Genomic DNA, 25298 nt, shown 5'->3' on the forward strand with positions numbered 1-25298 from the left:
ACCCTGCGTCAGACGTGTTAGCGTGTGCGGGAAACCACAAATAAAGGCAGTGTTGTACCCGTGATCCGATCGCTTCTCAGCAGCGCCGCATTGGCGGCCCTTGTCACTCTGACCGCGCAGTCCGGTCTGGCGCAATCCATTGCGGGTCCCTACCTTGCCGGACGTCAGGCCGCGCGCAACAGCGACTTTGAGGCGGCGGCGCGGTATTACACGCAGGCCCTGGCACGCACCCCGGACAGTCCAGGTCTCATGGAGGCGTCCGTGACCTCGCATCTGGGGATGGGCCGCATTGACCGGGCAGTGCCGATTGCCAAACAGATCGAGACGCGCGGGTTGCGCAGCCAATCGGCGCATATGGCGGTGATTGCGGACCTGCTGGCGCGTGAGGATTATGACAGCTTTCTTGCGCGGGACGTGGAAACGCTGGGCATTGGGCCGTTGGTCGATGGGCTCTTGGTGGCCTGGGCGCGGATCGGTGCCGGAGACGTTGATGGCGGTCTGGCCGGGTTTGACGAGATTGCAGGCGAACGCGGTGTGCGCGGTTTTGCCATGTATCACAAGGCGATGGCGCTGGCGGGTCTGGGCGATTTCGAGGCGGCGGAGGCGCTGTTTTCCGACGAGGCGGGGCCGTTGCAACAAACGCGTCGGGGTGCGATGGCGCGCGCCGAGGTGCTGTCGCAACTGGGCCGCAATGACGACGCCATCGCCTCGCTGCGCGCGGCCTTTGGCAACTCCACCGACCCGGAACTGAGCGCGATGGTACTGGCGCTGGAGGCGGACGAACGCCTGACATTCACCCACATCACCTCGCCCCGCGATGGTGCGGCCGAGGTGTTCTATTCCCTCGCGGGCGCACTGCGTCAGGAGGCGGGGCCGGATTACACACTGATCTATGGCCGCGTGGCGCGCCATCTGCGGCCCGATCACGTGGACGCGCTGTTGCTCAATGCCGACCTGCTCGAAGAGATGGAGCAGTTTGCCCTCGCCAACGCGGCCTACAAACAGGTGCCGGACGATCACCCGGCCTTTCACGCCGCTGAACTGGGGCGCGCCGCCGCCTTGCGCCAATCGGGCAAGCCTGATGCGGCGATCGAAGTGCTGGAGCAACTGGCCAAGCGGTTCGGCGATCTGCCGATTGTGCATTCCACCCTTGGTGACGTTCTGCGCCAGCAAGACCGTTTCGAAGAAGCGGTCGCTGCCTATGACATCGCCATCGACCTGACCGAAGAAGGCGAGCGCGGTGCGTGGTTCCTGCATTATGCGCGCGCGATCTCGCTGGAGCGGAGCAAGGACTGGACCCGTGCGGAGGCTGATTTCCGCCGTGCACTGGAGTTGAACCCCGGCCAGCCGCAGGTGCTGAATTACCTTGGTTACTCGCTGGTGGAAAAGCAGATCAAGCTGGACGAGGCGTTGGGCATGATCGAAGAGGCCGTCGCGGCCAGCCCCGAGTCGGGCTATATCGTCGACAGTCTGGGCTGGGTTCTTTACCGGTTGGGCCGCTACGAAGAAGCGGTGGGCCACATGGAGCGGGCGGTGGAACTGATGCCGGTGGATCCTGTGGTGAACGACCATTTGGGCGATGTGTATTGGGCCGTGGGACGCGTGCGCGAGGCACAGTTCCAGTGGATGCGCGCGCTGTCCTTTGTCGATCCCGAAGACGCGGATGCAGAGGCCGATCCCGACCGGATGCGCCACAAGCTCGAGGTGGGTTTGGACAAGGTGCTGGAAGAAGAAGGCGCGGCACCGTTGCAGGTGGTAAATGACGACGGTTGAGGTCTTTGCCCCGGCCAAGATCAATCTGACATTGCATGTGACCGGGCAACGGGCGGATGGCTATCACCTGCTCGACAGTCTGGTGGCCTTTGCGGATATCGGGGACCGTGTGACCCTGCATGCGGACTGGCGCGACAAGGCCTTTGAGGTCACCGGGCCGGAGGCTGCGCCGGAGCTGGAAAGCGACAGCAACATCATGTGGCATGCGGCCACGAAGTTCTGGACGCCAGACAGGCCGCTCTCGATGCAGTTGGAGAAACACCTGCCGATGGCGTCGGGCATCGGCGGTGGGTCGGCGGACGCGGCGGCGACCTATCGCGGCTTGCTGAGGCTGCGTGCGGCGGTTGAGGGGCGGGATGTGCCACGTGATCCGACCCCGCAGGATGCGCAGGATCTGCTGGAGATCGGGGCCGATGTGCCGATGTGTGTGCTCAGCGACCCGGCCCGTGTGCAGGGCATCGGGGAACAGATCACGCCCGTGCCGGACCTGCATGCCTATCCGGTTGTGCTGGTCAATCCGCGCGTACAGGTGTCCACGCCCGCCGTGTTTAAACGGTTGGAGGCAAAAGATAATCCGGCGCTGGAGCCATGGCCCGCACCCTTTGATGACCGGGATGCGGCGCTGGCATGGATGCGGACGCAGCGCAACGATTTGCAGGCCGCGGCCATTCAGGACTGCCCGCAGATTGGTGATGTTTTGGCGGCGCTGGAACACAGCGGGCCGTGCCAACTGGCCCGGATGTCAGGGTCGGGGGCAACGTGCTTTGGCCTGTTTGACCGGATGCACATGGCCACGGATGCCGCAGAGGCGATCCGCGCGGCGCACCCCGGTTGGTGGGTGCAGGCAGGGCGTTTGAACGGTGGCAGGCGCGCTGTGCCTCAGTTGATCCGTTCAACAACGTAGTCGGCCAGATCCACGAGCATCGTCTTCAGGTCGTGATCGGGCAGGGTGGTCAGCGCCTGTTTGGCTTTGCTGGCCCAGGCGATTGCGTCATCCTTGGTCGCATCAAGCGCGCCGTGTCTGTGCAAAAGCGCCAGCGCGTGATCGAGGTCGCCGTCGTCCTGTTTGCCCTTTTCGATGGTGCGTGACCAGAACGCGCGTTCCTCGGCATCGGCCTGTGCCACCGCCTTGATCACCGGCAGGGTCAGTTTGCGTTCGCGGAAATCGTCGCCCACGTTCTTGCCTGTGGCCGCGGACATGCCTTGGTAGTCCAAGAGGTCATCGACGATCTGGAACGACACGCCAAGCGCGTCGCCATAATCAAAAAGCGCCTGCACTGTTGCATCATCCGCGCCCGCGATCACGCCACCAACCTCGGTGGCGGCGGAAAACAGGGCGGCGGTCTTACCGCGCACCACTTGCAGATAGACCGCCTCGTCGGTGGCCAGATCCTGAGCGGCGGTCATTTGCAGCACTTCGCCCTCTGCAATGGTGGCGGAGGCATCGGACAGGATGCGCAGGACGCGCATGTTGTCTGTCTCTGTCATCAGCTGGAAACTGCGGGAAAATAGATAGTCCCCCACCAGCACCGATGATTTGTTGTCCCACAAGAGGTTCGCCGTGGGGCGACCCCGGCGCTGGGCGCTTTCGTCCACCACGTCGTCATGCAGCAGGGTGGCGGTATGAATGAACTCGACCGTCGCGGCGAGATGCACGTGATAGGGGCTGGTGTTGCCGCACATGTGCGCCGTTGCGAGCGTCAGCATGGGGCGCAAACGCTTGCCGCCCGCCTCGACCAGATGGCGCGTGACCTCGGGGATGCGGGGCGCGTGTTTGGACGCCATACGGTCCTGAATCAGCTGATTTACAGCCTCCAGATCATCCGCCAGCCATGCCGCCAGACGGTCATGCGGTTTTGCGATGTCAGATGCGTCCATACCTTGCCCCAATGCACCCCCTCGACATTTGCGACGGGATGCCCCTACATCCATGATATGAAGGAACTTTTGCGCAGCACCGACCCGACGATCATCGCCTTTGCCACGGCCCTTCTCGAGGGCGAGGATATAGCCTGCTTTCAGATGGACGTAAATATGAGCATCCTCGAAGGTGGCATCGGAATTTTCCCCCGGCGGCTGATGGTGCGGGCCGACGAATATGACGCAGCTCTGCGGGTGATGCAGGACAATGAGATCGACCTCGGACAGTGATCTGACCCACGACGCCTTTCTGGGCGGACGGCTGCATCTGTGGCAGCCGCGCGCGGGCTATCGCGCGGGCGTCGATCCGGTGTTGCTGGCGGCGAGTATTCCGGCCAAGGCGGGGCAGTCGGTTCTGGATCTGGGGTGTGGTGTTGGCGCGATTGCGCTGTGTCTGGGCGAGCGGGTGCCTGGGCTGGCGTTGATGGGGGTGGAGCGCCAGAGCGATTACGCGGCGCTGGCCGCGCGCAATGGCTTGCCCACGCAAACGGCGGACATCACCGCCCTGCCTGCAGACCTGCGGGCGCGCAGTTTTGATCATGTGGTTGCCAACCCGCCCTATTTTGACCGTACGGCGGGACACAGCGCCACCGATCAGGGCCGCGAGGGCGGACGGGGCCACGACACACCGCTGGCACAGTGGATTGATGTCGCCGCGCGGCGGTTGCGTCACAAGGGTTTCCTGCACATGATCCACCGGGCCGAGCGGGTGCCGGACATGCTGATCGGGGCGCAGGGTCGCCTTGGATCGCCGGAAATCTGGCCGATTTCCCCACGGGTCGGAAAACCGGCAGAGCTGGTGATTTTTCGGGCGCGCAAGGATGGGCGGGCGGAATTTCGCCTCCATTCTCCGATCATTTTACACGAAGGGGCGCAGCATGAACGGGATGGCGACAGCTATACCCCTGAAATTCAAGCAGTTTTGCGCGACGGTGCTGCTCTGGCGCTTTAATCTTTCGTTAAGGTTGCACTGATTGAGTTGTCCACATGCTGCGCGTGCGGCGTGACTTGGCGCATATCTTGTGCTTGGCTGGACGTGCACTTTGTCAGCAAGGAGGACTACATGAGCATCACAGCCCATCTCGAAGAGTTGAAAAAGAAGCACCAGAGCCTGAGCGATCAGGTTGACTTGGCCCAGCGATCCCCCGGCACGGATCACGTCGAAGTTGCCGCGATGAAAAAGCAAAAGCTGAAACTGAAAGAAGAGATCACGCGCCTGTCCGGCTGATGGACTAACCCCGTGACCTAAAGCTCGCACGTGCGGCCAGAAGCGCACCGGCTGTAATCAGGATTGCGGCCCCGGCCAGCGATACGCTGGGCGCCGCAACGCCAGCCACCACCAGGACCACAGTCGACAGCAACGGCGCCGCATAGGATGCGGTGCCGAGAATCTGGATATCGCCGCGTTTGACCCCGATGTCCCACACATAAAACGCAAGGCCCACCGGCCCGAGGCCCAGGGCAACCGCGCTGGCCCAGCCCAACAGGCCCTGGGGCCAAACCGTTTGCTCGGTCATCAGGTGAAGCGGCACGGACAAAGCCGCGCTGGCGAGGCAAAACACCGCCACTGACGCCGTCGGCACCGTGCCGAACCGGCGCGATACAACCGAATAGCTCGACCATGTCAGCGCACAGGCCAGCGCTAATGCGTAACCAGGCAGGGCGTCTGCCTCGAACCCATTCGCGCCGCCTGTGACGATCAGGGCGGCACCCGCAAACCCGACCACCGCGCCGACCACATGGCCCGCGCGCAGTTTTTCCCCCGGCAACAGCCCGGACAACAGAACAATCAACAGGGGCCAGAGATAGGCGATCAGGCTGGCCTCGGCGGCGGGGGCGAGGCGCAGCGCGGAAAAGTAGAGCGCGTGATAGCCAAAAAGCCCAAGCGTCCCAAAGGCATAGACGCGCAACGGCACCGCGCGCAGTTGCGACAGCCCACCGGTGGCGGCGGTCCAGATCATGCCCAATGTGCCGCCGATCAAAAAGCAAATAGCGTTCAACAGGAACGGGGGCGTGGGCGCGGAACCGACCGTAAACAGGGCCAACGTGCCCCAGAGGACAACCGCGCCAAATCCGATCCAGGTGGCTGTGCCGCGTGTCATGGGCGTTGATAATCCGAGGCAGGTACGCGTGTCATCGCGTTGGTTATATGCGCGTTCTTTTCTATTTCGGAAATAATCCAGTCCCGAAACGCGGCGATATGGGGCCGTGTTTCGGCCCCGCTTGCACAGAGGAACCGGAAACGCGCGCCGGTGTCGAGCGCGACCGGAAAGGGGGCCACAAGTCGCCCGTCATTCAGATCCTTGACCACAAGCGCGCGCCGTCCCAGCACAACGCCCACCCCGGCCAGAGCGGCGTCAACGGCGTGATCCGCCTGGCTGAACCGCGGCCCGTGGGTAGGGGCGTGTTCGATCCCCATCGCCCGGAACCAGGTTTCCCAGTCGCTGCGCGGGTTGAGGTAATTTATGCTGTCGTCAAAGATCAGCGGCGCAGTTGTCAGGCTTTGGGGGGTCGGAAACCGTTCGGCCATGGCGGGGGTCATCACGGGGCAGACCCATTCCTGGGCCAGAGGCACGGAATAGAGCCCCTCGTCCGTGGTACGCCCAAAGCGGATGGCCACGTCGATGGCGTCACGACCAAAGTCCATGAGCTTGAGCGAGGCGGAGAACCGCAATTCAATCTCCGGGTGCCTGTGCGCAAATTCGTAGAGGAGCGGGGCCAGCCATTTTGAGGTAAACGCCGGGCCTGCTGTCACTGTAAGGGTATGATTGTCTTGCGTTCTTTCAGCGGATCGCCAAGCGGCGGCGAGCGTTTGAAATCCGTCTTGAACACCGGGCGCGAGGGCCTTGCCCGCGTCGGTCAATTCAACCGCTCGGTTCAAACGTCGAAACACAGGGGCGCCCAAATGCTGTTCCAGCGATTTGATCTGGAAGCTGAGGGCGGCGGGGGTGACGTGCAATTCCTCGGCGGCCTTGGCAAAGGACATGTGGCGCGCGGCGGCGTCGAAGGCACGCAGGGCGGTGAGAGGGGGCAGGCGATCCGACATGGTCAGTTAAGTACAGCTTGTGTGACGTGATGAAAAGTCTCGTTTGTCGTGGGGCGGTTCAGCGCGCATATTCATTTCAATTCAAGTCACATCGTTCAGCGCCCTAAGGGAGAGACACCATGTTCGAGACATCTGCAAACGCCACCGTTCGTCAAGCCATGCAACAAGCCCACACAGACCGCGGTGCGGTTCTGGCTGGCGCCTGGAGCTGGTTGTTCGGAGCCAAGACTTCCCGCTGATGCGCGCGCGCCATCTTACGGGATTAGGAAAGGGCCGGTGCAGTGTTGCACCGGCCCTTTTTCATGTTTGTCATGTCTATGCGCGGATCAGACGAAGAATTGCGCGCCGTTGGCCGAGATGGTCGAGCCGTTGATAAAGCCCGAATCGTCGGAGGCGAGGAACACGACGCAGCGCGCGATTTCCTCTGGTTCGCCCAGACGGCCAGCGGGGATCTGCGCGATGATGGATTCGCGGACCTTTTCCGGGACGGCCATGACCATGTCGGTGCCGATGTAGCCGGGGCAGATTGCGTTGGCGGTGATGCCTGCGCGCGCGCCTTCCTGCGCCAGCGATTTGACGATGCCCAGATCGCCTGCCTTGGTCGCGGCATAGTTCACCTGGGCGAACTGGCCTTTTTGACCGTTGATCGAAGAGATGACGATGACGCGGCCGAATTTACGCTCGCGCATGCCGGGCCAGATCGGGTGAACGGTGTTGAACACGCCGGTCAAGTTGGTGTCGACGACTTCGTGCCACTGCTCGGGTGTCATGCGGTGGAACGGCGCGTCACGGGTGATACCGGCGTTGGCGACGACCACGTCGATAGGGCCCAGGTCCGATTCGACCTGTTCAAGGCCAGCCTTGGAGCTGTCGTAGTCGGCCACGTTCCACTTGTAGGTCTTGATGCCGGTTTCGCTGGTAAAGGCGGCGGCGGCTTCGTCGTTGCCGGCATAGGTTGCGGCGACGCTGTAACCTGCGTCCTTGAGGGCGGTTGAGATGGCCGCGCCGATACCGCGCGATCCGCCGGTGACAAGTGCTACACGGGACATGAGGAGAACTCCTTTTGAGTGAATTTCATTTTATTTCGCTCAATTGCCGGATGAGCGCAACATTATTACGTTCGCGAATGGCAATTTTGGCAAAAGTTTTGGGAGGGGTGGCGGTGCCCGGTGGCACCGCCGGAACGCAGATCAGGGGCGTTCGAGGCACATGGCAACGCCCATGCCGCCGCCGATGCAGAGAGTGGCGAGACCTTTTTTGGCGCCGCGACGCTGCATTTCAAAGAGCAGTGTGTTGAGGACGCGCGCGCCGGATGCACCGATAGGGTGCCCAATTGCGATGGCGCCGCCGTTCACGTTCACGATGGACGGATCCCAGCCCATGTCCTTGTTCACGGCGCAGGCCTGTGCGGCGAATGCTTCGTTTGCTTCGACGAGGTCGAGGTCATCGACGCTCCAGCCCGCTTTTTCCAATGCCTTGCGGCTGGCATAGATCGGACCCACGCCCATGATGGACGGGTCGAGGCCAGCAGTTGCGTAGGATGCGATGCGGGCGAGTGGCTCGATGCCGCGCTTTTCCGCGTTGTCGGCACTCATCACCAATGCACCGGCGGCACCATCGTTCAGGCCCGACGCGTTTGCCGCGGTGACGGATCCCTCTTTGGTGAAGGCGGGGCGCATTTTGGCCATGGCTTCGAGGTTGGCGCCGTGGCGGATGTATTCGTCAGCATCGACGACGATGTCGCCCTTGCGGGTTTTGACGGTGAAGGGTGTGATCTCGTCCACAAACTTGCCGGCCTTTTGGGCGGCTTCAGCCTTGTTTTGGCTGGCGACGGCGAATTCGTCCTGTGCGTCACGGGTGATCTGCCATTGGTCGGCGACGTTTTCGGCCGTCTGACCCATGTGATAGCCGTTGAAGGCGTCCCACAAACCGTCACGGATCATCGTGTCGATGTATTTCAGGTCGCCCATCTTGTGACCGGCGCGCAGGGCTGCGGCGTGGGGGGAGAGCGTCATGTTTTCCTGACCACCCGCGGCGACGATGTCGGCGTCACCCAGTTGAACGTGTTGTGCGGCCAATGCCACGGCGCGCAGGCCGGAGCCGCAAACCTGGTTGATGCCCCATGCGGCGCTTTCTTTGGGCAGGCCTGCGTTGATGTGTGCCTGACGTGCAGGGTTTTGGCCCTGTGCGGCTGTCAAAACCTGACCCAGAATGGTTTCGGACACTTCGGATTTGTCGATGCCTGCGCGTTCGACGATGGCCTCAAGCATTGTTGTGCCAAGGTCGTGGGCGGGCGTGTTGGCAAATGAACCACCAAAACTGCCAACGGCAGTTCGGGCAGCAGATGCAATGACGATGTTTGTCATGGGGGAAAATCCTCTGTCAGTTAAACGAGGAAATCCGAGACATGCACGTCCGTCTGCACGTTGTGCGGGCCCCAGATTGCCCCGCGATTGACCGTGCGATACCGGATTCGCGCCGTAGTCGCAAACGGACAGGGTGTCTCAGGCGCGCATACCCGCCTTGCGCCGTTCACTGGCCAGCCAGCCGGGCCGGACCTGCGGGGCCTGGAAATAGTAGCCTTGCAAGCAGTCGACACCCAATTGCATCAGCATCTCGACGTCTTCGGCGCGTTCCACACCCTCACCGACCACCAGCATGTCAAAGTGATGCCCGATCTGGATCATCGCACGTGTCAGAACCTGGGTGTCGGGATCGTCGGCAATGCCCGCGCAAAACTGCATGTCGATCTTGAGCACGTCAAAGAAGAATTCCTTGAAATACCGCAACGCGGTGTAGCCCGCGCCAAAGTCATCCAGCGCAAAACAGATGCCACGCGCGCTCAACCGGTCCATGAAGTCGACAACCAGTTCAGGCTGGTCCATGGCCGACCCCTCGGTGATTTCGAGGATCAGGCGTTCGCCGACGGTCGCGTCTTTTTTCAGCCAGCGGTTCAGCGTCTGCATCCAGCGCTGGTATCCGATGGACCGCGCCGACATATTGATCGAAATCCGCACCGACGGGTTTTCGTGCAACGTGCGCAGGCCCATGTTCAGCGCGACAACGTCTATTTCGCGGCCCAGTTCCGCCCGTTCGACGACGGGCATGAAATCCTTGGCCGGAATGATGCGACCGGTATCGTCCATGACGCGGATCAGGCCCTCATAGAACCCGACGCGGCCCGAATCCTGGGCAATCACCACAGGTTGGAACGCCAGCAAGGTCTGTTGATGTTTGACCGCCTGTGTCACCATTTCCAGTGTGTCACGGTCCCGGTTCATCACCGCCGCATTGAGCGGGTTGTCGGCGCCAGACGGCAGATCAATTGGTTTGAATTTGGCCATGGGCAGCAGCCATCCCCTTGTCTCAAAGTTATGTGATCATTGGCGTGAGGTCGTAAAATTGGTCTTAATGTTTGCATTTTGTTCCAATTTTAGTTGTTAACCAAAGTGAAGGGTTCATCGGGCCAATAGCTTTGAAAAATTGATCATTAGGGACGTGCTGCGGCGATGGTCCGGCAGTGTTCTGGCACGGCGCGGTTAATGTTGCCGTGATGTTCGGTCGATTTTTATAGAAAGATGCGCTGGTTTTTCTGTGGCTCCGTTTCAATTGCTTTGGATTCGGTGCGCGATGCGTCGGGGAATAGGTCGTTGACTCTGGTTTGGCGCTGCGTATAAGCGCGGCTTCATTGGTGTTGGTGGCCCCCGCAAGGGGTTTCCTGTCGGTCCGGCAAAATCCGGTCAGAGGACAACGCCCTTCGAAACCTGAACGAAGGAGATCAGCCGTGACAAAACGCACAGCTGCCAAGTACAAGATTGATCGCCGCATGGGCGAAAACATTTGGGGTCGCCCCAAATCCCCCGTCAACCGTCGTGAATATGGCCCCGGCCAGCACGGTCAGCGCCGCAAAGGCAAGCTGTCGGATTTCGGTATCCAGCTGCGCGCCAAGCAGAAGCTCAAGGGCTACTACGGCGACCTGACCGAAAAGCAGTTCCGCCGCATCTATGCCGAAGCCGAGCGTGTCAAAGGCGACACCGGTGAAAACTTGATCGGCCTGCTGGAGCGCCGCCTGGACGCGGTTGTGTACCGTGCCAAGTTCGTGGCCACAGTGTTTGCCGCGCGTCAGTTCGTGAACCACGGTCACGTCCGTGTAAACGGCCGCAAGGTCAACATCCCCTCCTACCGCGTGAAGGAAGGCGACGTGATCGAAGTGCGTGACCGTTCCAAGCAACTGGCGGTTCTGATCGAGGCAACACAACTGCCCGAGCGTGACGTGCCGGACTATATCGACGCGGATCACTCCAAGATGACGGCGACATTCGTGCGCACCCCTGCGCTGGGCGATGTGCCGTATCCGGTGATGATGGAACCGAACCTCGTGGTCGAATTCTACGCCAAGAACTAAGCGCGCAGGACTACCTGTTTCGCGAGATTTCAAGGGCTGCCCGGATCGGGCGGCCCTTTTTGCTGTGCGACGGGACGTTTTGCCGCTGTGAGGATGCGCACGTGTCGCAGGGGCGGACGCCAAAGTCGCGCATAGGGTGACAGGGCATTGTCCAAGGAGAGCCCCATGTTCACTGGCCCCCGCGTTTCTGCCTGTAACTTGTCCCCGAAGAGTGCGCTGCAAACGCGTGTTGTGCGCGGCGACTTTCTGGATTGTTATTGCGTGTCCAGCACCGCCTCACCCCGCACTGCCGCCGAGATCATCACGGCCTTTCCCGGTTGGGCGCAAGCGCTGGTACGGTTGCGGGCGCTTGTGACGGCGCCGTTTGGACTGTCTCAGGATGGCCCAAATGCTGCGGACAAGCTGGGCCCGTTTCCGGTCGAGAGTGAAACCGGGACCGAGTTGATCGCGGGGTTCAACGACAAACATCTCGATTTTCGGGTGTCGGTGCGGTCCGAGGACGGAGTTGTGTCGCTGGCCACCTGGGTGCATCCGCACAACGTGGGCGGGCGGATTTACCTCGCGGCCATCATGCCGTTTCACATCCTGATTGCCCGCGACGCGCTTGCGCGGGTGGCGCGTGCGCCGGTGTCGCCGCCGCACGCAGCCTGACGCATCACAGGTCGTAAACAGCGTCCACGATGAACTCGACCTTGAGCTCTGGACGCGCCAGTTTGGCCTCACCGCAGGCGCGGGCGGGCGCGTGACCGGCGGGCACCCACGCATTCCAGACTTCGTTCATTCCGGCGAAATCCTGCATGTCTGCCAGCCAGATGGTGACGCGCAGCATATGTTCCTTGGATGAACCGGCACGGTCGAGCAGCGTTTCGATATTGGCCAGGCACGTGCGGACCTGATCCTGGATCGTGTCGCCTTCGGCCACCTGACCGGTCAGATAGGCGATGCCGTTGTGTTTCACGATCTTGGAAGAGCGTGCGCCAGTGTCGATGCGTTCAGTCATAGGGGGATGCCTTGTGTCAGTTGCCATTGCGCGCCCCTCATGGACTTGGAAGGCGGGTTAAGGCAAACAGAAACAAGTTGAATTGACTTCAGGGGTGCTGAATTTGGCGATCAAGCTGGAGATGCTGCGGTGTTTCACCGCTGTCGCGCAGCGCGGCAGCCTTGCGGACGCTGCCGAGGCGCTTGGGCGCACGCCGTCGGCTGTTTCCATGATGCTCAAGCAGTTCGAAGAACACGTGGGCGCACCCCTGTTCGAGACTGCGCGCAAGTCGCGGCTGACCCCGTTGGGGCGGTTGATCTATGACGAGGCACGCCGTGAGGTCAGCCATTTTGCCAAAACCGTGTCGGTCATTGAAGGCATGGCGCGGTCCGAGTTCGGCTATCTGCGGTTGGCGGTCACGCCCTCCGTGGCCAGTGTTGTTCTACCGCCGGTCGTCCAGGCCTTTGTTGCCGCGCACCCACAAATCCAGATCGACATTCGCGACATGGATTCCGGTGCCATAGCGGACGAGTTGTCCCGCGACCGCGCAGATGTTGGCATTGGGTCACTGCCCGAGATCGACGGCATGACGCGCCGCGCCCTGTTCAGCGATGCGTTTGGTGTTGTGTGCCGTGCCGATGCCCCGCTGGCGCGCGATTGGGACAGCCTGACCTGGAGCGACATGGCGGATCACCGGCTGATTTCCAACGGCATGTGCGAAATGATCACCGACCCGGATTTCCAGCCTATCCTTGCCGAGTCGCGGATGCGGGTGCCAAATCTGACGTCGCTGTTGAGCCTTGTGCGCGAAGGGGTCGGGATCACCGTCCTGCCCCGAATGGCGCTGTCACAGGCACAGTCGGATCTGGTGTTCCTGCCGTTGACGGATGTTACTGCGCGCCGGACGGTCCACATGGTCACCGCGCGCCCCGCACATCTGGCCCCTGCGGTGCAGGCCTTTACCGCGCTGGTCGCGCAGATGCAGGGGGCGGCGCAGTTGGCGGTCGAGCCGGTTCAGGATCGCTGAAGCCTGGTTCAGAAAATTTCGAGTGCCTGAATCGCCGGATGCACGTAACTCTGAGGTCGCAAGACCAACGGGCAGGGGACCGGCATGCAAGACCATGGACAGAACTACATCGCCGGAGAGTGGGTTGATGGCACTTCGCAAATCGAAAACCACAACCCGTCGGATCTGAGCGACCTAGTGGGCGTCTTTGCCCAAGCGAGCGCGGATCAATTGGATGACACGCTTGATCAGGCGCAGCGCGCACAGGCGGAATGGGCGGCATATGGGCTGGAGCGCAAGCAGGCGGTGCTGTCGGCCATCGGCACCGAGATGATGGCGCGCGCCGAAGAGCTTGGCACCCTTCTGAGCCGGGAAGAGGGCAAGCCGCTGGCCGAAGGCAAGGGCGAGGTTTACCGGGCCGGTCAGTTCTTTACCTACTATGCGGCGGAGTGCCTGCGCCAGCTGGGTGAAAACGCGGATTCGGTGCGCGATGGTGTCGAGATTGACGTGCGGCGCGAACCCGTGGGCGTCGTGGCGATCATCTCGCCCTGGAATTTCCCGACTGCCACCGCATCATGGAAGATCGCGCCGGCCCTTTGCTACGGCAATGCGGTTGTGTGGAAACCGGCGAACATCACGCCGGCCTCTGCCGTGGCACTGACAGAAATCATATCACGTCAGGATATACCCAAGGGGCTGTTCAGCCTGGTGATGGGGTCCGGGCGCGACATCGGGCAACGACTGGTCGAAAGTCCGAAGGTCAACGCGATTTCGTTCACCGGCTCGGTGCCGGTGGGCAAGGGGATCGCGGCGGCGGCCATTCAGAACCTGACGCGCGTGCAGATGGAAATGGGGTCGAAAAACGCGCTGGCGGTCATGGACGATGCCGACTTGGATCTGGCTGTGTCACTGGCGCTGGGCGGGGCCTTTGGCGGGACGGGTCAGAAATGCACCGCGTCGTCGCGACTGGTTGTGCATGCGGCGGTTCACGACGCCTTTGTCGACAAACTGGTGGCAGGGGCGCAGGCGATGACCGTGGGGCATGCGTTGCAGGACGGCACGCAGATCGGTCCGGTGGTCAGCGCCCAGCAGTTGGCGGAAAACCTGGCCTATGTCGATCTGGGCCGTTCCGAGGGGGCCGAGCTGGCCTGTGGTGGTGTCCGCCTGCAGATGCCGCATGACGGTTATTACATGTCGCCGGGTGTCTTTCTGAACACGACAAATGACATGCGCATCAACCGCGAAGAAATGTTTGCGCCGCTCACCTCCGTGATCAAAGTGGACAGCTATGAGGCCGCCCTGGCCACGGTGAACGACACGACATTTGGTCTGACATCTGGTATCGTGACGCAGAACCTGGCGCGTGCCACACATTTCCGCCGCAATGCCCGGACCGGAGTTGTCACGGTGAACCTGCCCACTGCGGGGACCGACTATCACGTGCCCTTTGGCGGGCGCGGCGACAGTTCGTATGGGCCGCGCGAGCAGGGCAAGGCGGCGGCGGAGTTTTATACAACGGTCAAGACGGCCTACATCAGTGCAGGAACGCCAATGTGATGACAGCGCCCCGGATCGACAACCTGCAATATGCCAACTGGTCGCCCAAGATCTTTCGCCAGATGCGCGAAGGTGGGGTGGATGCGGTGCACGTGACCATCGCCTATCACGAGAATTTCCGTGAGACTGTGCTGAACTTTGAGCAGTGGAACCGGTGGTTTGAGGCCCATCCGGACCTGATCACCAAGGGGGTGTGGGCCGGTGACATCGACCGCGCCCGTGCCGCTGGTCAGACGGCGGTGTTTTTCGGGTTTCAGAACCCCAGCCCAATCGAGGACGACATTGGTCTGGTCGAAATCGTGCACAGTCTGGGCGCGCGGTTCATGCAGTTGACCTATAACAACCAGTCGTTGCTGGCGACGGGCTGTTACGAGGCGCACGACACGGGCATCACGCGCATGGGGCGGCAGGTCATCAAGGAAATGAATCGCGTGGGCCTTGTGATCGACATGAGCCATTCGGCGGACCGGTCGACCATCGAGGCGGCAGAGCTGTCCGAGCGTCCAATTGCCATCACCCATGCCAACCCGCACGACTGGCACCCGGCTTTGCGCAACAAACGTGATGCAGTGATCGAGGCGGTGACGTCGCACGGGGGGATGCTGGGCTTTTCGCTTTATCCGCACCACCTCAAGGACGGGTCGGACTGCACCTTGCAGTCGTTTTGCGATGCCATGGCGCGCGCGGCGGACCGTTATGGCATGGACCGGATCGGGATCGGCTCCGATCTCTGTCAGGATCAACCCGACAGCGTGGTCGAATGGATGCGCGTAGGGCGCTGGAGCAAAGAGATCGACTATGGCGAGGGATCGGCGGCTGCGCCGGGGTTCCCCCCGATGCCCGCGTGGTTTCGCGACAACCGGGATTTCGGCAATATCGAGGACGGTCTGCGCGCCACGGGCATGAGCGCGGAGGATGTCGCTGGGATCATGGGCGGGAACTGGTACCGCTTTTATGCTGACAACTTCACCCCGCAGGGCGCAGGCTCGGCATAGGGCAAGGAGGCTGAGGACATGGCATCACCACTGGCACATCCCCCGCAGACTGCGCTGCGCAGTCCCGATCTGGTCATGCGTCTGGCGCGCATGGGGTCCTTTCATCAGTGTCGGCTGTCTTTCATGCGCACGTTGCTGCGCAAACTCAGCCGCGAGGCGTGGACGTTCGAGCGGCCCGTGTTCGACCTGGATGTCCGTGGTGTTGGCACTGCTGTCTACACGGCCAAAGGGCCTGATGGTCCACTGAGCCTCGTCTGTTTTGGCCATGATCTGCCCGATGATCAACGTTCGGACCGGGTGATTGCGCATGCCTGGGATGCGACCTTTGCCCTGTTCGACGGTGTGCCGACACAGGACGATATCGTTCGGCTGACGGGCAATGTTCCCAAGCAAGAGGCGGGCCGTGTGTCCACGTCCGAGCTGTCGTTGAGTCGCGCAAACCGGTCCGTGCGGTTGTTTGAGCACGTGTTGACGCGGCTTGCGGCGGGGCAACAGCCGGATGCAGAGCAGATTACGCAAGTCGGCTATCTGATGCGCACCACGGCGGTCTATGGCGCGGGCAAGTTCGGTGCCGCAGACCTGACACCCGGCACGCAGCCTTTCCAGACAGAGATGTTGACGGTGTTCCTGATCCGCGCCTTTACGCTCGATCTGGTGGAACACATGGCGCGGTTGCGCGCGCCTGACACCGCGGTGACCATCGCGCCGGACCTGCGGCGCCGGTTTGGTGTTGGCAATTCAACCGGGCTGGGTATGGCGCCGTTTATCGTCAATCATCCTGTGCTGCTGAACAACTGGATTGCGGCCCGCGAGACGGCACTGGCGCGCGTGCGTGCGGTTCCAGTTGCCACAGAGGCCGCGCAAAGGACGTTTGCGGACGTGTTGCAGCGGGCGGTCGAAAACACAGCCATCTGGACATCACAGCACCCGTTGCAGGTCGAAAAGATCGCTGCGCTTGCCGCTGATCTGGGCGCTGTGCAGAACCATGTGGCCGGGGGTGCGTTGGTCGGGGAAAGACCGTGGGATCGGCTGTGTGACTGGTCGCAGACGCATCTGAGCCTCGAAGGGCAGGAACAGCTCGTGTCGCTGGTTCTGGAACCCTACGGCGCGCTTGTTGATGACCTGACCATGGGCATGGGCGCGGACGAAGACGCCGAATTTGCCATCGACGGGCAAATGCGCATCGGCGACCTGCGCGTGGGCCTTGATACTGTGTTTGACTGGGCACTGGAACAGGACTGGGATGCACCCGCACAGGTCGCGCGGGTCTGGTACACCTCTGAGGAAAAGCTGGAACCGCGGCTGGGTGAACGGTTTGACGAACCCATCGAGCCTTATGAGCAACCGTTGTCACCTGCACGGGATGCGGCGGCGCTTGCGCAGGATTTGCAGCAATGGTCGTCGACAGAGCCGGTGGCCGCGTTTTTGCTGCGCCACCCGGAACATCGCCACATGGTGCGGCGGGTCCAAATCGCGATGCGCCATCCCTATGCCGAGATCCGCGACAACACGATTGCGGCGGACATGCTGCCGATTGACTTGCTGCGCTGCAAACTGTCGTTCTTTGGCGCCACCCATTTCGACCCGCGATCCGACCGTTGGGTGCGGATCACGATGTTCCAGAACGCGCCGTTTCCGCACGAATTGAGCCATGTGCAGGAGGATGACTGGGCCTATCCCGCGCAGGCGGCGGGCGGGTGATGTATTCGCTGAACGAGATTGAGGCCCTGTCCAAACGGGCAGCACGTGGGGCGGGCTTGCCCTGGGGCTTGGCCGAAGAGGCGGGCAAAGCCACGCGGTGCTTGTCCGCCTGGGGCAAGCGCGGGCCTGAATTGCTGGCGGCGCTGTTGGCTCAGATCGACACGGTGCGCTATGCCGACGCCTTGCCGCTCTCGGATGAGGGGCCGTGGCGTGGCGCTTGCGGTTGGGTGTGTCCCATTGCGGCGGGGGCCGCGGTGTCGGATCGGGCAGCGGTTCTTGCGGCCGGGGGCGATGTGACGCTCGGGCGCACGGCGTGTCCCGATGTATTGGTGCCATTTGTGTCGATGGCGGCGGTGCAAGCTGGTGTGGTTTTGCGGGTAAAATGGGCGCGTTCTTGGTGCGACGTGTATCCAGATGGCACCGCTGTTTGGGGCGGTGACGGGGATGAACGCATGGCGTGGGCGGATCAGGTGACTGTTGTGCCTCCGCCAGAGGCGGCGCGGGCTGCACAGGATGCGCCCGCACGGTGCCCGACGGACCTCGAAGCGTGGCAGGCGTTGATCGACTTTGGCCACCGCACGCTTGCCCCAAACACCGAAGCGTCGCGTGCAGCGGGCGCCGGGCCTGCCTGACTAGGCCACGCCCGCCAGAGTGCGCAGCACCGCCGCGCTGGCGGCATCCGTGGGAAAGTACAGTTCGACCCGCAGATCATCCAACAGAACATCGTCGGGCGTGCCAAGCTGGGCAATCGTGGCGAAAACCGACAGACGAAACGCGCCGGTGTTGAGGATGGTCGGGATCACAGGCCCGATGGGCGTGCGTTGGCGGCGCGGAACTGTGGCAAGGTGGTCGGCAACGTGGTCCAGTGCTGCTATGCCACCCTGTGCCGCGCTTTCTGTGCGCAAACGCTGGCAGGTGTGATGCGCCACGTCGGCCCAGTTCTCAATCACCTCGGGCAAACTGGCGGACATCATCAGGTCTAGCAGGCTGTCGCCGGGCCCGACCCCCAGACCGCCAAAAAGTGCAGCGGCCGGCCCGTTCATGTCCACAACCGTCCACAGCTTGTCGATGGCAAGTGCGGGGAAGGGGGCGTGCGCCTTGAGCATGTGATCCACGGCGGCACGGATCGGGGCCATGTCCGCCGCATCCCAGGCCCGCGCCGGGTAGCGTGCGGCAAATCCGGCATGGGTCAGCATCTGATTGCGCGCATCCAGCGGTAGGGTCAGCGCATCGCACAGCCGCCCGATCATGTCGCGGCTGGGATGCGCGCGCCCGCTTTCCAGAAAAGAGATGTGGCGCGCGGACACGTCCGCTTCGCCCGCGAGATCAAGTTGGCTAAAGCGTCTTGCCTTGCGCCAGGTGCGCAATGTGCCTGGGAAATCCGTCATGCGCGCAGCTTAGCGGGTCGTGTGCCCTCAAACCATTACCTGCGAGGTAATTGATCGCTGTCCTGCACCTGACCTAGGCCACGTATCGCAACACATGGAGACAGCGCATGACCCAAGACTTCCACAAATTCTGGCTCAAGATCACTGCCGTGGTGATCGGCTCTTTTGGGCCGGTGTTCTTTTTCGGGACGATGGCCGCAACATCAGAGCCTGCGCGGTGGACGCTTGACCTGATCAGCTGGCCGTTGAACGGCCTGCCGACATATGACGCCTACGGGACGCGGTTTCTGTCGGCGCTGGCGGGTGGTTTCCTGCTTGGGTGGGGTGTCACGATCTGGTGTTTGCAGGCGTGGGTTTACGACGCGGCACCCGAAGGCGTGCGGCGGACCGTGTTGACGGGTCTGCTGGCGTGGTACGTTCTGGACAGTGCGGGGTCGATTGCATCCGGTACGGCGTCCAACGCGCTGTTCAACCTGTTGGTTCTTGGGGCGGCTGTTGGGCCGTTGTGGCGGCCAGCACGCGCCTGATTTCTCGTAGGCAACGAATCGACTAGGCAAAAATGCAACCTGTGGTAGGTTGACGTATTGGTTAAGTGATTTGGAGTCATCATCCTACCCCTCTGTGCACCCGACCGGCTGCACATGCCCTGCGCCAACTGCATCTGTGACGTATCGCCTATTTCGGCGGCCCTTGCAGCAGTTCGCCGACCCCGATCACCGCACGATCAATTCACAAGCTTCCACTCACGCGGAACCGGGGGCCGATTTTTCGGCCCCCGCACGCGCGACCCGACGGGGCCGCGGGCGCTTTTGTCACTGGTCACCACCGGGTCTGGCCCCTAAAACAGGCCCGACACGGGAAGGAGAGCCCAATGACCAGCATAACGCCACAGCCCGGCATCATGGACATCGCCCTTTATCAGGGGGGTGCGTCGCATCTGGCTGGCGTTGAACATGTGCTCAAGCTGAGTTCGAACGAAAACCCGGCTGGCCCCGTCCCGAGCGCGATACGCGCGCTGTCCGAGGCGGCCGCAGGTATGCATCTTTACCCCTCGACCGATCACGCGTCCCTGCGCGGGGCCATTGCCCAGACCTGGGGTGTGGCACCGGAGCGCGTGATTTGCGGTGTGGGATCGGACGAAGTGCTGCAATTTGTGACACAGGCGTTTTCCGGTCCCGGAGACGAGATCATACACACGGAACACGGATTTTCGATGTACCCCATTCTGGCAAAGATGGCGGGGGCAACCCCCGTGTGCGTGCCGGAAAATGAACGGGTTGTGGATGTGAATGCGATATTGGGTGCGGTCACTGACCGGACCCGTATTGTGTTGCTGACCAACCCCGGCAATCCAACTGGCACACGCCTGCCTGATGCCGAATTGATGCGGCTGGCCGATGACTTGCCCGCCCATGTGATCCTCGTGATCGACGCGGCCTATGCCGAATATGCAGACGGGTATAATGGTGGACTTTCTCTGGCTGAAATACGTTCCAACGTGTTGATGACACGCACGTTTTCCAAGATTTACGGTCTGGGCGGTTTGCGCGTGGGTTGGGGTTACGGTCCACAAGAGTTGATCGACGTGATGAACCGTATTCGCCAGCCCTTTAACCTGTCGACCGTCGCGCTTGCGGCTTCGAAAGCGGCGGTTCTGGATACCGATTGGGTCGCGGAATGTGCGGCCCGCAACGCGGAACAACGTGCGCGCCTGACCGGTGCGTTGCGGCAATTGGGTCTGGCCTGTGATGACAGCGAGACAAACTTTGTACTGGCCCGCGCAGGGTCGGTGGCAGAGGCGGACGCCGCCGAGGCCGCGCTGAACGCGGATGGTATCCTGGTGCGGCGGGTTGCCGGTTATGGGTTCCCCGAAGGCTTGCGGATCACGGTTGGGGACGCGGACCAAACGGGCCGCGTGATTGCCGCGCTGACACGCTGGCGCGAAGAGGCGGCGGCATGATGTACAACCGTGTGGCCCTGATCGGGCTTGGGCTGATTGCCTCGTCCATGTTTTGGGCGATGAAACGTGGGCAGATTGCGGGTGAAGTCACGGGCTATGCCCGCACCGCAGACACGCGGGACACGGCGCGCCGCATTGGCCTGTGTGACCGCGTTTGCGACAGCGTGGCCGAAGCCGTCGAAGGCGCGGACCTGATCGTTTTGTGTGTGCCGGTTGGGGTCATGGGCGCGGTCGCGGCAGAGATGGCGCCGCATCTGGCCCCCGGCGCCACAGTCACCGATGTCGGGTCGGTCAAACGCGCCGTGATTGACGCCGTGGGTCCGCATTTGCCCGAAGGTGTGCATTTCGTGCCGGGTCACCCCATGGCCGGTACAGAACACTCAGGGCCAGAGTCGGGTTTCGCCGAACTCTTCGACAATCGTTGGTGCCTCTTGGTTCCTGCCGAGGGCAGTGATCCGTCCGCAGTTGCGAAACTGCGCGCCTTTTGGGAGGCGCTGGGGTCGAATGTCGAGCAGATGGAACCGGATCACCACGATCTTGTCTGCGCGGTGACCAGCCATGCGCCGCACCTTATCGCCTACACGATGGTTGGCGTGGCCGATGACCTGCGACGCGTGACCGACAGTGAGGTGATCAAGTTCTCGGCCGCCGGGTTTCGGGACTTTACCCGCATTGCCGCGTCGGATCCGACCATGTGGCGAGACGTGTTTTTGACAAACAAGGACGCGACGCTGGAAATTCTGGGCCGTTTCACCGAAGAGCTGTTTGCCCTGCAACGGGCCATCCGCACCGGCGACGGGGACCACCTGCACGACTATTTCACCCGCACGCGCGCCATTCGTCGTGGGATCATTGAGGCGGGACAGGACACCGATGCGCCCGACTTTGGCCGTGGGAGCAAGCGGTGAGAGCCCTTGCGCTGATATGCGTGGTTCTGGCGGGCGCTGTTGCGGCTGGGCCGGACATCTCAAAGCGGCCAGTGGCGCGGGCGGGAACAGATGCGCGCAACACGAGCGTACCGGTGCCCAATCTGGAACAAGTTGTTGTCGCGGCAGCTCTGCCTGTGCCTCAGAGCACGTTGCGCCCCAATTTACGTCCCGGTGCCATTGTGCAGCGCGCTATGGGGCGTCGCGCCGAACGGCGCAAGGGGCAGGTGTGTGGCGATCCCGAGCTCCAAGGCGACGTCGTTGGGGCCGTTCCGGGGCGCATCGCGGGCTGCGGCATTGCCGAAGCGGTGCGGCTGAAATCAGTGGCAGGTGTCACGCTGAGCCAACCCGCGCTGATGGATTGCAACACGGCCAAAGCATTGAAGCAATGGACAGAAAACGGGGCCAAGCCCGCGCTGCGCCGTGTCGGTGGTGGGCTGTCGGAATACCGCGTTGCTGCGCACTACGCCTGCCGGACGCGCAACAACCAACCCGGCGCGCGCATCTCGGAACATGGCAAGGGGCGCGCCATCGACATCTCTGCCTTTACCATGCGTGACGGCACCCGCCTGACGGTTCTCAATGATTGGAATTCGCGGCATGGGCGGGCACTGAAATCCATGCACCGGGCGGCGTGCGGTCCCTTCGGCACTGTGCTTGGCCCCAATGCGGACCGGTTTCACCGTGACCACTTCCACTTTGACACGGCGCGGTATCGCAGCGGGTCTTACTGCCGGTAACGCCTGCGCTGTGTCAGCGGATGATCAACCGTGGCGCCGGGGCGATGGGAATAAAGCCGAGCCGTACCGCACCACCGTCGAGTGTCAGTTCCACATCCAGCGTTTCCGCATTGCCTGACGCACCGGCAAGGGCGTTCAGGATGCCCTCGGCCTGCCCACGCAGTTGCGGCGGCAGAATGCCTGCGGTTTGCGCCACGTCCAGCATGGCACGCCAGTTCTCGGCCTGAATGGCGACGGTGCCTGTTGGCACACCCGTCTGATCAACGTCCAACGCCGCCGACAGGTTCAGCCGCAAGTCGCCCCAGCGCGCCTCTGCCAAATGCAGGTCGATGCGGCGCGGTTGAGGGCGGGCCTGATCAAGGGCGCGGCGGTCCCATGCGGTATCAAACGTCACGGTCGCCTGCATTTGCAAGCTGTCAAAAGCGGCCGGAATGCTGTCGGGCAGGCGCAGTGCCGCGCGCGTTGCATCGCCGGGCGCAAAGGTGTCGGCCCGCGCAACAAGGTCGTAAGTTGCCCCCTCTGTCTGGGTCATGGTGAGCGTCAGCGCATCCGCAGACATTTGCACACCCGATGCGTCACTCACTTGCCAAGCGCCAGCGGTCCAACCCAGTGCCTCCAGTTCGAGGGCCGTGCCGGGATGGAGCTGCAGCGCCATCGTTCCGCCCTGCATGGTCAGTGTCGAACGGCCCAGGGGGGAGGCGAGCAGGATAGGCCCGTCATCCAGTTGGACGGTTACGTCGCCGGGCCACCACGCGGGTGCGCTGATGTCCAAAGCGGCGGTCTCAACCGCAAGGCCAGCGTCAGGATCGGCCACGGCGATGTCGCGCAAACCCGCACGCAGGGTCAACGGGAAACCGCCGCCCTCGACGGTGCCCAGATCGGCTTGCCAGCCTTCGGCGGCACGGTCGTCGAACCAGGCCTCGACGCCGCCACGCAAACCAGCCGAGGCCAGCCACCACCAACCGCACCACGCCAGCAGTGCCAGCATCACAACCCAAAGGATTTTGCGCATTGGCCCTCTTTCCCTCTGATCCGAAATCGGGTCTACCCCACCCGGTGCAAAGAGGACCAGAGAGAATGAGCATGTGGGTATTTGGCTATGGCAGCCTGTTGTGGAACCCTGGCTTTGACGTGGCCGAAGAGGTGATGGCGACATTGCCCGGCTGGGCGCGGTCGTTCTGCATGCGGTCGATCCACCACCGGGGTTCCGAGGCGGAGCCGGGGTTGGTCCTGGCCCTTGATGCCGTGCCGGAGGCACAGTGCGCAGGTGTGGCCCTGCGCGTGGCCCCCGGAACCGAAGATGCCACGCTGGAATATCTGCGCGCACGCGAATTGATCTCGTCAGCCTACCTTGAACGCGACCTGGAGTTGACGCTGGCCGACGGTCGTATCGTCACGGCTGTCACCTATGTCATCGACCCGGACCACGCGCAGTATTGCGGCGGCCTACCGCTCGAAGAGCAGGCGCAGATCATCGCGCATGCGGTCGGCGGGCGGGGGCCAAACCGTGATTATCTCTACAACACGGCGCAGCATCTGGCGGACATGGGCGTGGCGGACCCCGACCTTGATTGGCTGTCACGCCGCGTCGCAGCGATTTCGGCATAAATGCTTGGCGCTTTTGCCTAAAACCCGATAGATTACCGCGAAACCAGAGCAGAATAGGGGTCAGGAGCCAGCCCATGGCGCAGACCACACCCGAGGCACAGCCGTATTTCTCACACCCGGTGCGGCAGATTATTTTGATGCTAAGCGTCCTGATCCTGTTTGGGGGCGGGGCCGTTTTCGCATTGCCCAGCGTTTTGCCGGTGTTTCAGGCCAACCTGTATTTGAACGGGTTCATCGCCTTTGTGTTCCTGATCGGCGTCGCGTCATGTTTCTGGATGGTGTACCAACTGTTCACCTCTGTGCGCTGGATCGAAGGGTTTGCGGCCGACGGCCCGACCGCCAGCGGCAAGGCCCCGCAATTGCTGGCGTCTTTGGCGTCGCTGCTGCGGTCCCGCGGGGCGCGCATGCAGCTTTCGGCCTCGTCCACGCGATCCATCCTCGACTCGGTCGCGACACGGATCGACGAGGTGCGGGAAATCACGCGCTACATCGTCAGTATGCTGATTTTCCTCGGTCTTTTGGGCACCTTCTACGGGCTGGCCACAACCGTCCCCGCGCTGGTCGACACCATCCGCAGCCTCGCCCCGCAAGAGGGTGAAGCAGGCGTTGAGGTGTTTGGCCGTCTGATGACCGGCCTTGAATCGCAGCTGGATGGCATGGGCGTTGCCTTTGCATCGTCGCTGTTGGGGCTTGCGGGATCGCTTGTTGTGGGTCTGCTGGAACTGTTTGCAGGTCACGGCCAAAACCGGTTCTACCGCGAGCTTGAGGAATGGCTCAGCTCCATCACCCGTGTGGGTCTCAGTGCCGAAGGCGAAAGCGGCGGTGACCAGAGTGCGATGGCGGGCGTGATCGACCATCTGGCCGAGCAGATGGAAAGCCTGCAAACCATGTTCACACAGTCGGACATCAGCAGATCCATGGTGGACGACAAGCTGGGCAAACTGGCCGATGCGGTGGACCGTATGACCACGCAAATGCAGGCGCGCGATGCGGGCGGCGATGCACTGACCCGCGTGGCCGAAGGGCAGGAACGCCTGATCGAAGTGATTGAACGTCAGGGCACAGGCGACGGTATCGACGCCGAAAGCCGGATGCGTCTGCGGTCGATCGACGTCCAGATGCTGCGTATCCTCGAAGAGATCAGCGCAGGCCGCCAAGAGACCATGGCCGAGTTGCGCACCGACATTTCGGCGCTGGCAACCGCACTCAGCCAACCGCGCGGCCAAAACCGCAAGCAGGGCAACAATGGCGGGCGCGGCCCGCGCAATAATCCAGTGCAAGGGGACGGCTGACC

27 protein-coding genes are annotated in these 25298 nt (G+C 62.5%); 18 read left to right on the forward strand and 9 right to left on the reverse strand.

What is annotated here, in order from left to right; genetic code table 11:
• Positions 1 to 60 precede the first annotated feature (60 nt).
• Positions 61 to 1773 (forward strand): tetratricopeptide repeat protein, encoded by a 1713-nt coding sequence (locus Q0936_RS08640; protein WP_299295213.1) that lies wholly within the window; start codon positions 61 to 63, stop codon positions 1771 to 1773.
• Positions 1760 to 2677: a 4-(cytidine 5'-diphospho)-2-C-methyl-D-erythritol kinase gene (locus Q0936_RS08645; protein WP_299295211.1), complete on the forward strand. Its 918-nt coding sequence runs from the start codon at positions 1760 to 1762 to the stop codon at positions 2675 to 2677. The genes Q0936_RS08640 and Q0936_RS08645 overlap by 14 nt, the downstream gene beginning before the upstream one ends.
• Here Q0936_RS08645 and Q0936_RS08650 read toward each other — a convergent pair.
• Positions 2653 to 3651 carry a polyprenyl synthetase family protein gene (locus Q0936_RS08650; protein WP_299141803.1) on the reverse strand — a complete coding sequence of 333 codons (999 nt, stop codon included), beginning with the start codon at positions 3649 to 3651 and terminating at the stop codon, positions 2653 to 2655. The genes Q0936_RS08645 and Q0936_RS08650 overlap by 25 nt on opposite strands.
• 57 nt (positions 3652 to 3708) lie before the next feature.
• On the opposite strand from Q0936_RS08650, the gene Q0936_RS08655 reads away from it, so the two are divergent.
• The 3 genes from Q0936_RS08655 (at position 3709) to Q0936_RS08665 (ending at position 4921) form a co-directional block, all read left to right on the forward strand.
• Positions 3709 to 3924 carry a DUF2007 domain-containing protein gene (locus tag Q0936_RS08655; protein WP_299295209.1) on the forward strand — a complete coding sequence of 72 codons (216 nt, stop codon included), beginning with the start codon at positions 3709 to 3711 and terminating at the stop codon, positions 3922 to 3924.
• Positions 3902 to 4645 carry a methyltransferase gene (locus Q0936_RS08660; protein ID WP_299295207.1) on the forward strand — a complete coding sequence of 248 codons (744 nt, stop codon included), beginning with the start codon at positions 3902 to 3904 and terminating at the stop codon, positions 4643 to 4645. Before Q0936_RS08655 ends, Q0936_RS08660 begins: the two co-directional genes overlap by 23 nt.
• 111 nt (positions 4646 to 4756) lie before the next feature.
• Complete coding sequence (locus Q0936_RS08665; RefSeq protein WP_299141798.1) at positions 4757 to 4921, forward strand: DUF465 domain-containing protein; 165 nt, start codon at positions 4757 to 4759, stop codon at positions 4919 to 4921.
• Positions 4922 to 4925: 4 nt separating this feature from the next.
• Here Q0936_RS08665 and Q0936_RS08670 read toward each other — a convergent pair whose 3' ends face one another.
• The 5 genes from Q0936_RS08670 to Q0936_RS08690 all read right to left on the reverse strand — a co-directional run bounded on the left by Q0936_RS08670 (position 4926) and on the right by Q0936_RS08690 (position 10083).
• Positions 4926 to 5795 (reverse strand): EamA family transporter, encoded by an 870-nt coding sequence (locus tag Q0936_RS08670; protein ID WP_299295205.1) that lies wholly within the window; start codon positions 5793 to 5795, stop codon positions 4926 to 4928.
• Positions 5792 to 6739, reverse strand: coding sequence for a transcriptional regulator GcvA (locus tag Q0936_RS08675; protein WP_299295203.1), 948 nt, complete (start codon positions 6737 to 6739; stop codon positions 5792 to 5794). The genes Q0936_RS08670 and Q0936_RS08675 overlap by 4 nt, the downstream gene beginning before the upstream one ends.
• 326 nt (positions 6740 to 7065) lie before the next feature.
• Entirely contained in the window at positions 7066 to 7788 is a 723-nt protein-coding gene (gene phbB / locus Q0936_RS08680; protein WP_299141795.1) for an acetoacetyl-CoA reductase, read from the reverse strand.
• 141 nt (positions 7789 to 7929) lie between these two features.
• Positions 7930 to 9105, reverse strand: a complete 1176-nt coding sequence (locus tag Q0936_RS08685; RefSeq protein ID WP_299295201.1) for an acetyl-CoA C-acetyltransferase — start codon at positions 9103 to 9105, stop codon at positions 7930 to 7932.
• 138 nt (positions 9106 to 9243) lie between these two features.
• The gene (locus Q0936_RS08690; RefSeq protein ID WP_299295199.1) at positions 9244 to 10083 is read right to left on the reverse strand and encodes an EAL domain-containing protein; all 840 of its coding nucleotides are present in this window, start codon (positions 10081 to 10083) and stop codon (positions 9244 to 9246) included.
• Between the two features lie 440 nt (positions 10084 to 10523).
• On the opposite strand from Q0936_RS08690, the gene rpsD reads away from it, so the two are divergent.
• Both rpsD and Q0936_RS08700 read left to right on the forward strand, forming a co-directional pair.
• Positions 10524 to 11144, forward strand: a complete 621-nt coding sequence (gene rpsD / locus Q0936_RS08695) for a 30S ribosomal protein S4 (RefSeq protein WP_299295196.1) — start codon at positions 10524 to 10526, stop codon at positions 11142 to 11144.
• Positions 11145 to 11309: 165 nt separating this feature from the next.
• The gene (locus Q0936_RS08700) at positions 11310 to 11795 is read left to right on the forward strand and encodes a DUF2867 domain-containing protein (RefSeq protein ID WP_299295194.1); all 486 of its coding nucleotides are present in this window, start codon (positions 11310 to 11312) and stop codon (positions 11793 to 11795) included.
• A 4-nt stretch (positions 11796 to 11799) separates the two neighbouring features.
• Here Q0936_RS08700 and Q0936_RS08705 read toward each other — a convergent pair whose 3' ends face one another.
• Positions 11800 to 12144 (reverse strand): RidA family protein, encoded by a 345-nt coding sequence (locus Q0936_RS08705; protein WP_299295192.1) that lies wholly within the window; start codon positions 12142 to 12144, stop codon positions 11800 to 11802.
• A 103-nt stretch (positions 12145 to 12247) separates the two neighbouring features.
• Here Q0936_RS08705 and Q0936_RS08710 point away from each other — a divergent pair, with 103 nt between their 5' ends.
• The 5 genes from Q0936_RS08710 (at position 12248) to Q0936_RS08730 (ending at position 18014) form a co-directional block, all read left to right on the forward strand.
• Complete coding sequence (locus tag Q0936_RS08710) at positions 12248 to 13150, forward strand: LysR family transcriptional regulator (RefSeq protein ID WP_299295190.1); 903 nt, start codon at positions 12248 to 12250, stop codon at positions 13148 to 13150.
• A gap of 84 nt (positions 13151 to 13234) precedes the next feature.
• Entirely contained in the window at positions 13235 to 14686 is a 1452-nt protein-coding gene (locus Q0936_RS08715) for an aldehyde dehydrogenase family protein (protein ID WP_299295188.1), read from the forward strand.
• Positions 14686 to 15681 carry a membrane dipeptidase gene (locus Q0936_RS08720; protein WP_299295186.1) on the forward strand — a complete coding sequence of 332 codons (996 nt, stop codon included), beginning with the start codon at positions 14686 to 14688 and terminating at the stop codon, positions 15679 to 15681. The genes Q0936_RS08715 and Q0936_RS08720 overlap by 1 nt, the downstream gene beginning before the upstream one ends.
• An 18-nt stretch (positions 15682 to 15699) precedes the next feature.
• The gene (locus Q0936_RS08725) at positions 15700 to 17382 is read left to right on the forward strand and encodes a hypothetical protein (protein WP_299295183.1); all 1683 of its coding nucleotides are present in this window, start codon (positions 15700 to 15702) and stop codon (positions 17380 to 17382) included.
• Positions 17382 to 18014: a DUF3726 domain-containing protein gene (locus tag Q0936_RS08730; RefSeq protein WP_299295181.1), complete on the forward strand. Its 633-nt coding sequence runs from the start codon at positions 17382 to 17384 to the stop codon at positions 18012 to 18014. Before Q0936_RS08725 ends, Q0936_RS08730 begins: the two co-directional genes overlap by 1 nt.
• Here Q0936_RS08730 and Q0936_RS08735 read toward each other — a convergent pair whose 3' ends face one another.
• Positions 18015 to 18770, reverse strand: coding sequence for a helix-turn-helix transcriptional regulator (locus Q0936_RS08735; RefSeq protein WP_299295177.1), 756 nt, complete (start codon positions 18768 to 18770; stop codon positions 18015 to 18017).
• Between the two features lie 107 nt (positions 18771 to 18877).
• Between Q0936_RS08735 and Q0936_RS08740 the strand changes: the two genes are divergently transcribed.
• The 4 genes from Q0936_RS08740 (at position 18878) to Q0936_RS08755 (ending at position 22396) form a co-directional block, all read left to right on the forward strand.
• The gene (locus Q0936_RS08740; protein WP_299141776.1) at positions 18878 to 19297 is read left to right on the forward strand and encodes a hypothetical protein; all 420 of its coding nucleotides are present in this window, start codon (positions 18878 to 18880) and stop codon (positions 19295 to 19297) included.
• 344 nt (positions 19298 to 19641) lie between these two features.
• The gene (gene hisC / locus Q0936_RS08745; protein WP_299295175.1) at positions 19642 to 20730 is read left to right on the forward strand and encodes a histidinol-phosphate transaminase; all 1089 of its coding nucleotides are present in this window, start codon (positions 19642 to 19644) and stop codon (positions 20728 to 20730) included.
• Positions 20727 to 21638 carry a prephenate/arogenate dehydrogenase family protein gene (locus Q0936_RS08750; protein WP_299295173.1) on the forward strand — a complete coding sequence of 304 codons (912 nt, stop codon included), beginning with the start codon at positions 20727 to 20729 and terminating at the stop codon, positions 21636 to 21638. The genes hisC and Q0936_RS08750 overlap by 4 nt, the downstream gene beginning before the upstream one ends.
• Positions 21635 to 22396, forward strand: coding sequence for an extensin family protein (locus tag Q0936_RS08755; RefSeq protein ID WP_299295171.1), 762 nt, complete (start codon positions 21635 to 21637; stop codon positions 22394 to 22396). Before Q0936_RS08750 ends, Q0936_RS08755 begins: the two co-directional genes overlap by 4 nt.
• 13 nt (positions 22397 to 22409) lie before the next feature.
• Here the strand turns inward: Q0936_RS08755 and Q0936_RS08760 are convergent, their stop codons facing one another.
• Complete coding sequence (locus Q0936_RS08760) at positions 22410 to 23408, reverse strand: DUF2125 domain-containing protein (RefSeq protein ID WP_299295169.1); 999 nt, start codon at positions 23406 to 23408, stop codon at positions 22410 to 22412.
• Between the two features lie 65 nt (positions 23409 to 23473).
• Here Q0936_RS08760 and Q0936_RS08765 point away from each other — a divergent pair, with 65 nt between their 5' ends.
• Positions 23474 to 24004 (forward strand): gamma-glutamylcyclotransferase, encoded by a 531-nt coding sequence (locus Q0936_RS08765; protein WP_299295167.1) that lies wholly within the window; start codon positions 23474 to 23476, stop codon positions 24002 to 24004.
• Positions 24005 to 24078: 74 nt separating this feature from the next.
• Positions 24079 to 25296, forward strand: a complete 1218-nt coding sequence (locus Q0936_RS08770) for a biopolymer transporter ExbB (RefSeq protein ID WP_299295165.1) — start codon at positions 24079 to 24081, stop codon at positions 25294 to 25296.
• Positions 25297 to 25298 lie beyond the last annotated feature (2 nt).

Origin of the sequence: uncultured Tateyamaria sp., from assembly GCF_947488715.1 — a bacterium.
In the GTDB taxonomy this organism is placed as follows: Bacteria; Pseudomonadota; Alphaproteobacteria; order Rhodobacterales; family Rhodobacteraceae; genus Tateyamaria.

Excerpts from the sequence above, each read along its gene's own strand:
- Q0936_RS08700 (WP_299295194.1), top strand. The coding sequence starts at position 11,310 with ATGTTCACTGGCCCCCGCGTTTCTGCCTGTAACTTGTCCCCGAAGAGT.
- Q0936_RS08675 (WP_299295203.1), bottom strand. The coding sequence starts at position 6,739 with ATGTCGGATCGCCTGCCCCCTCTCACCGCCCTGCGTGCCTTCGACGCC.
- Q0936_RS08655 (WP_299295209.1), top strand. The coding sequence starts at position 3,709 with ATGAAGGAACTTTTGCGCAGCACCGACCCGACGATCATCGCCTTTGCC.
- Q0936_RS08645 (WP_299295211.1), top strand. The coding sequence starts at position 1,760 with ATGACGACGGTTGAGGTCTTTGCCCCGGCCAAGATCAATCTGACATTG.
- Q0936_RS08765 (WP_299295167.1), top strand. The coding sequence starts at position 23,474 with ATGAGCATGTGGGTATTTGGCTATGGCAGCCTGTTGTGGAACCCTGGC.
- Q0936_RS08660 (WP_299295207.1), top strand. The coding sequence starts at position 3,902 with ATGAGATCGACCTCGGACAGTGATCTGACCCACGACGCCTTTCTGGGC.
- Q0936_RS08690 (WP_299295199.1), bottom strand. The coding sequence starts at position 10,083 with ATGGCCAAATTCAAACCAATTGATCTGCCGTCTGGCGCCGACAACCCG.
- Q0936_RS08715 (WP_299295188.1), top strand. The coding sequence starts at position 13,235 with ATGCAAGACCATGGACAGAACTACATCGCCGGAGAGTGGGTTGATGGC.
- Q0936_RS08730 (WP_299295181.1), top strand. The coding sequence starts at position 17,382 with ATGTATTCGCTGAACGAGATTGAGGCCCTGTCCAAACGGGCAGCACGT.
- phbB (WP_299141795.1), bottom strand. The coding sequence starts at position 7,788 with ATGTCCCGTGTAGCACTTGTCACCGGCGGATCGCGCGGTATCGGCGCG.
- Q0936_RS08725 (WP_299295183.1), top strand. The coding sequence starts at position 15,700 with ATGGCATCACCACTGGCACATCCCCCGCAGACTGCGCTGCGCAGTCCC.
- Q0936_RS08770 (WP_299295165.1), top strand. The coding sequence starts at position 24,079 with ATGGCGCAGACCACACCCGAGGCACAGCCGTATTTCTCACACCCGGTG.
- Q0936_RS08685 (WP_299295201.1), bottom strand. The coding sequence starts at position 9,105 with ATGACAAACATCGTCATTGCATCTGCTGCCCGAACTGCCGTTGGCAGT.
- Q0936_RS08750 (WP_299295173.1), top strand. The coding sequence starts at position 20,727 with ATGATGTACAACCGTGTGGCCCTGATCGGGCTTGGGCTGATTGCCTCG.
- Q0936_RS08670 (WP_299295205.1), bottom strand. The coding sequence starts at position 5,795 with ATGACACGCGGCACAGCCACCTGGATCGGATTTGGCGCGGTTGTCCTC.
- Q0936_RS08650 (WP_299141803.1), bottom strand. The coding sequence starts at position 3,651 with ATGGACGCATCTGACATCGCAAAACCGCATGACCGTCTGGCGGCATGG.
- Q0936_RS08720 (WP_299295186.1), top strand. The coding sequence starts at position 14,686 with ATGACAGCGCCCCGGATCGACAACCTGCAATATGCCAACTGGTCGCCC.
- Q0936_RS08760 (WP_299295169.1), bottom strand. The coding sequence starts at position 23,408 with ATGCGCAAAATCCTTTGGGTTGTGATGCTGGCACTGCTGGCGTGGTGC.
- Q0936_RS08735 (WP_299295177.1), bottom strand. The coding sequence starts at position 18,770 with ATGACGGATTTCCCAGGCACATTGCGCACCTGGCGCAAGGCAAGACGC.
- Q0936_RS08740 (WP_299141776.1), top strand. The coding sequence starts at position 18,878 with ATGACCCAAGACTTCCACAAATTCTGGCTCAAGATCACTGCCGTGGTG.
- Q0936_RS08665 (WP_299141798.1), top strand. The coding sequence starts at position 4,757 with ATGAGCATCACAGCCCATCTCGAAGAGTTGAAAAAGAAGCACCAGAGC.
- hisC (WP_299295175.1), top strand. The coding sequence starts at position 19,642 with ATGACCAGCATAACGCCACAGCCCGGCATCATGGACATCGCCCTTTAT.
- Q0936_RS08705 (WP_299295192.1), bottom strand. The coding sequence starts at position 12,144 with ATGACTGAACGCATCGACACTGGCGCACGCTCTTCCAAGATCGTGAAA.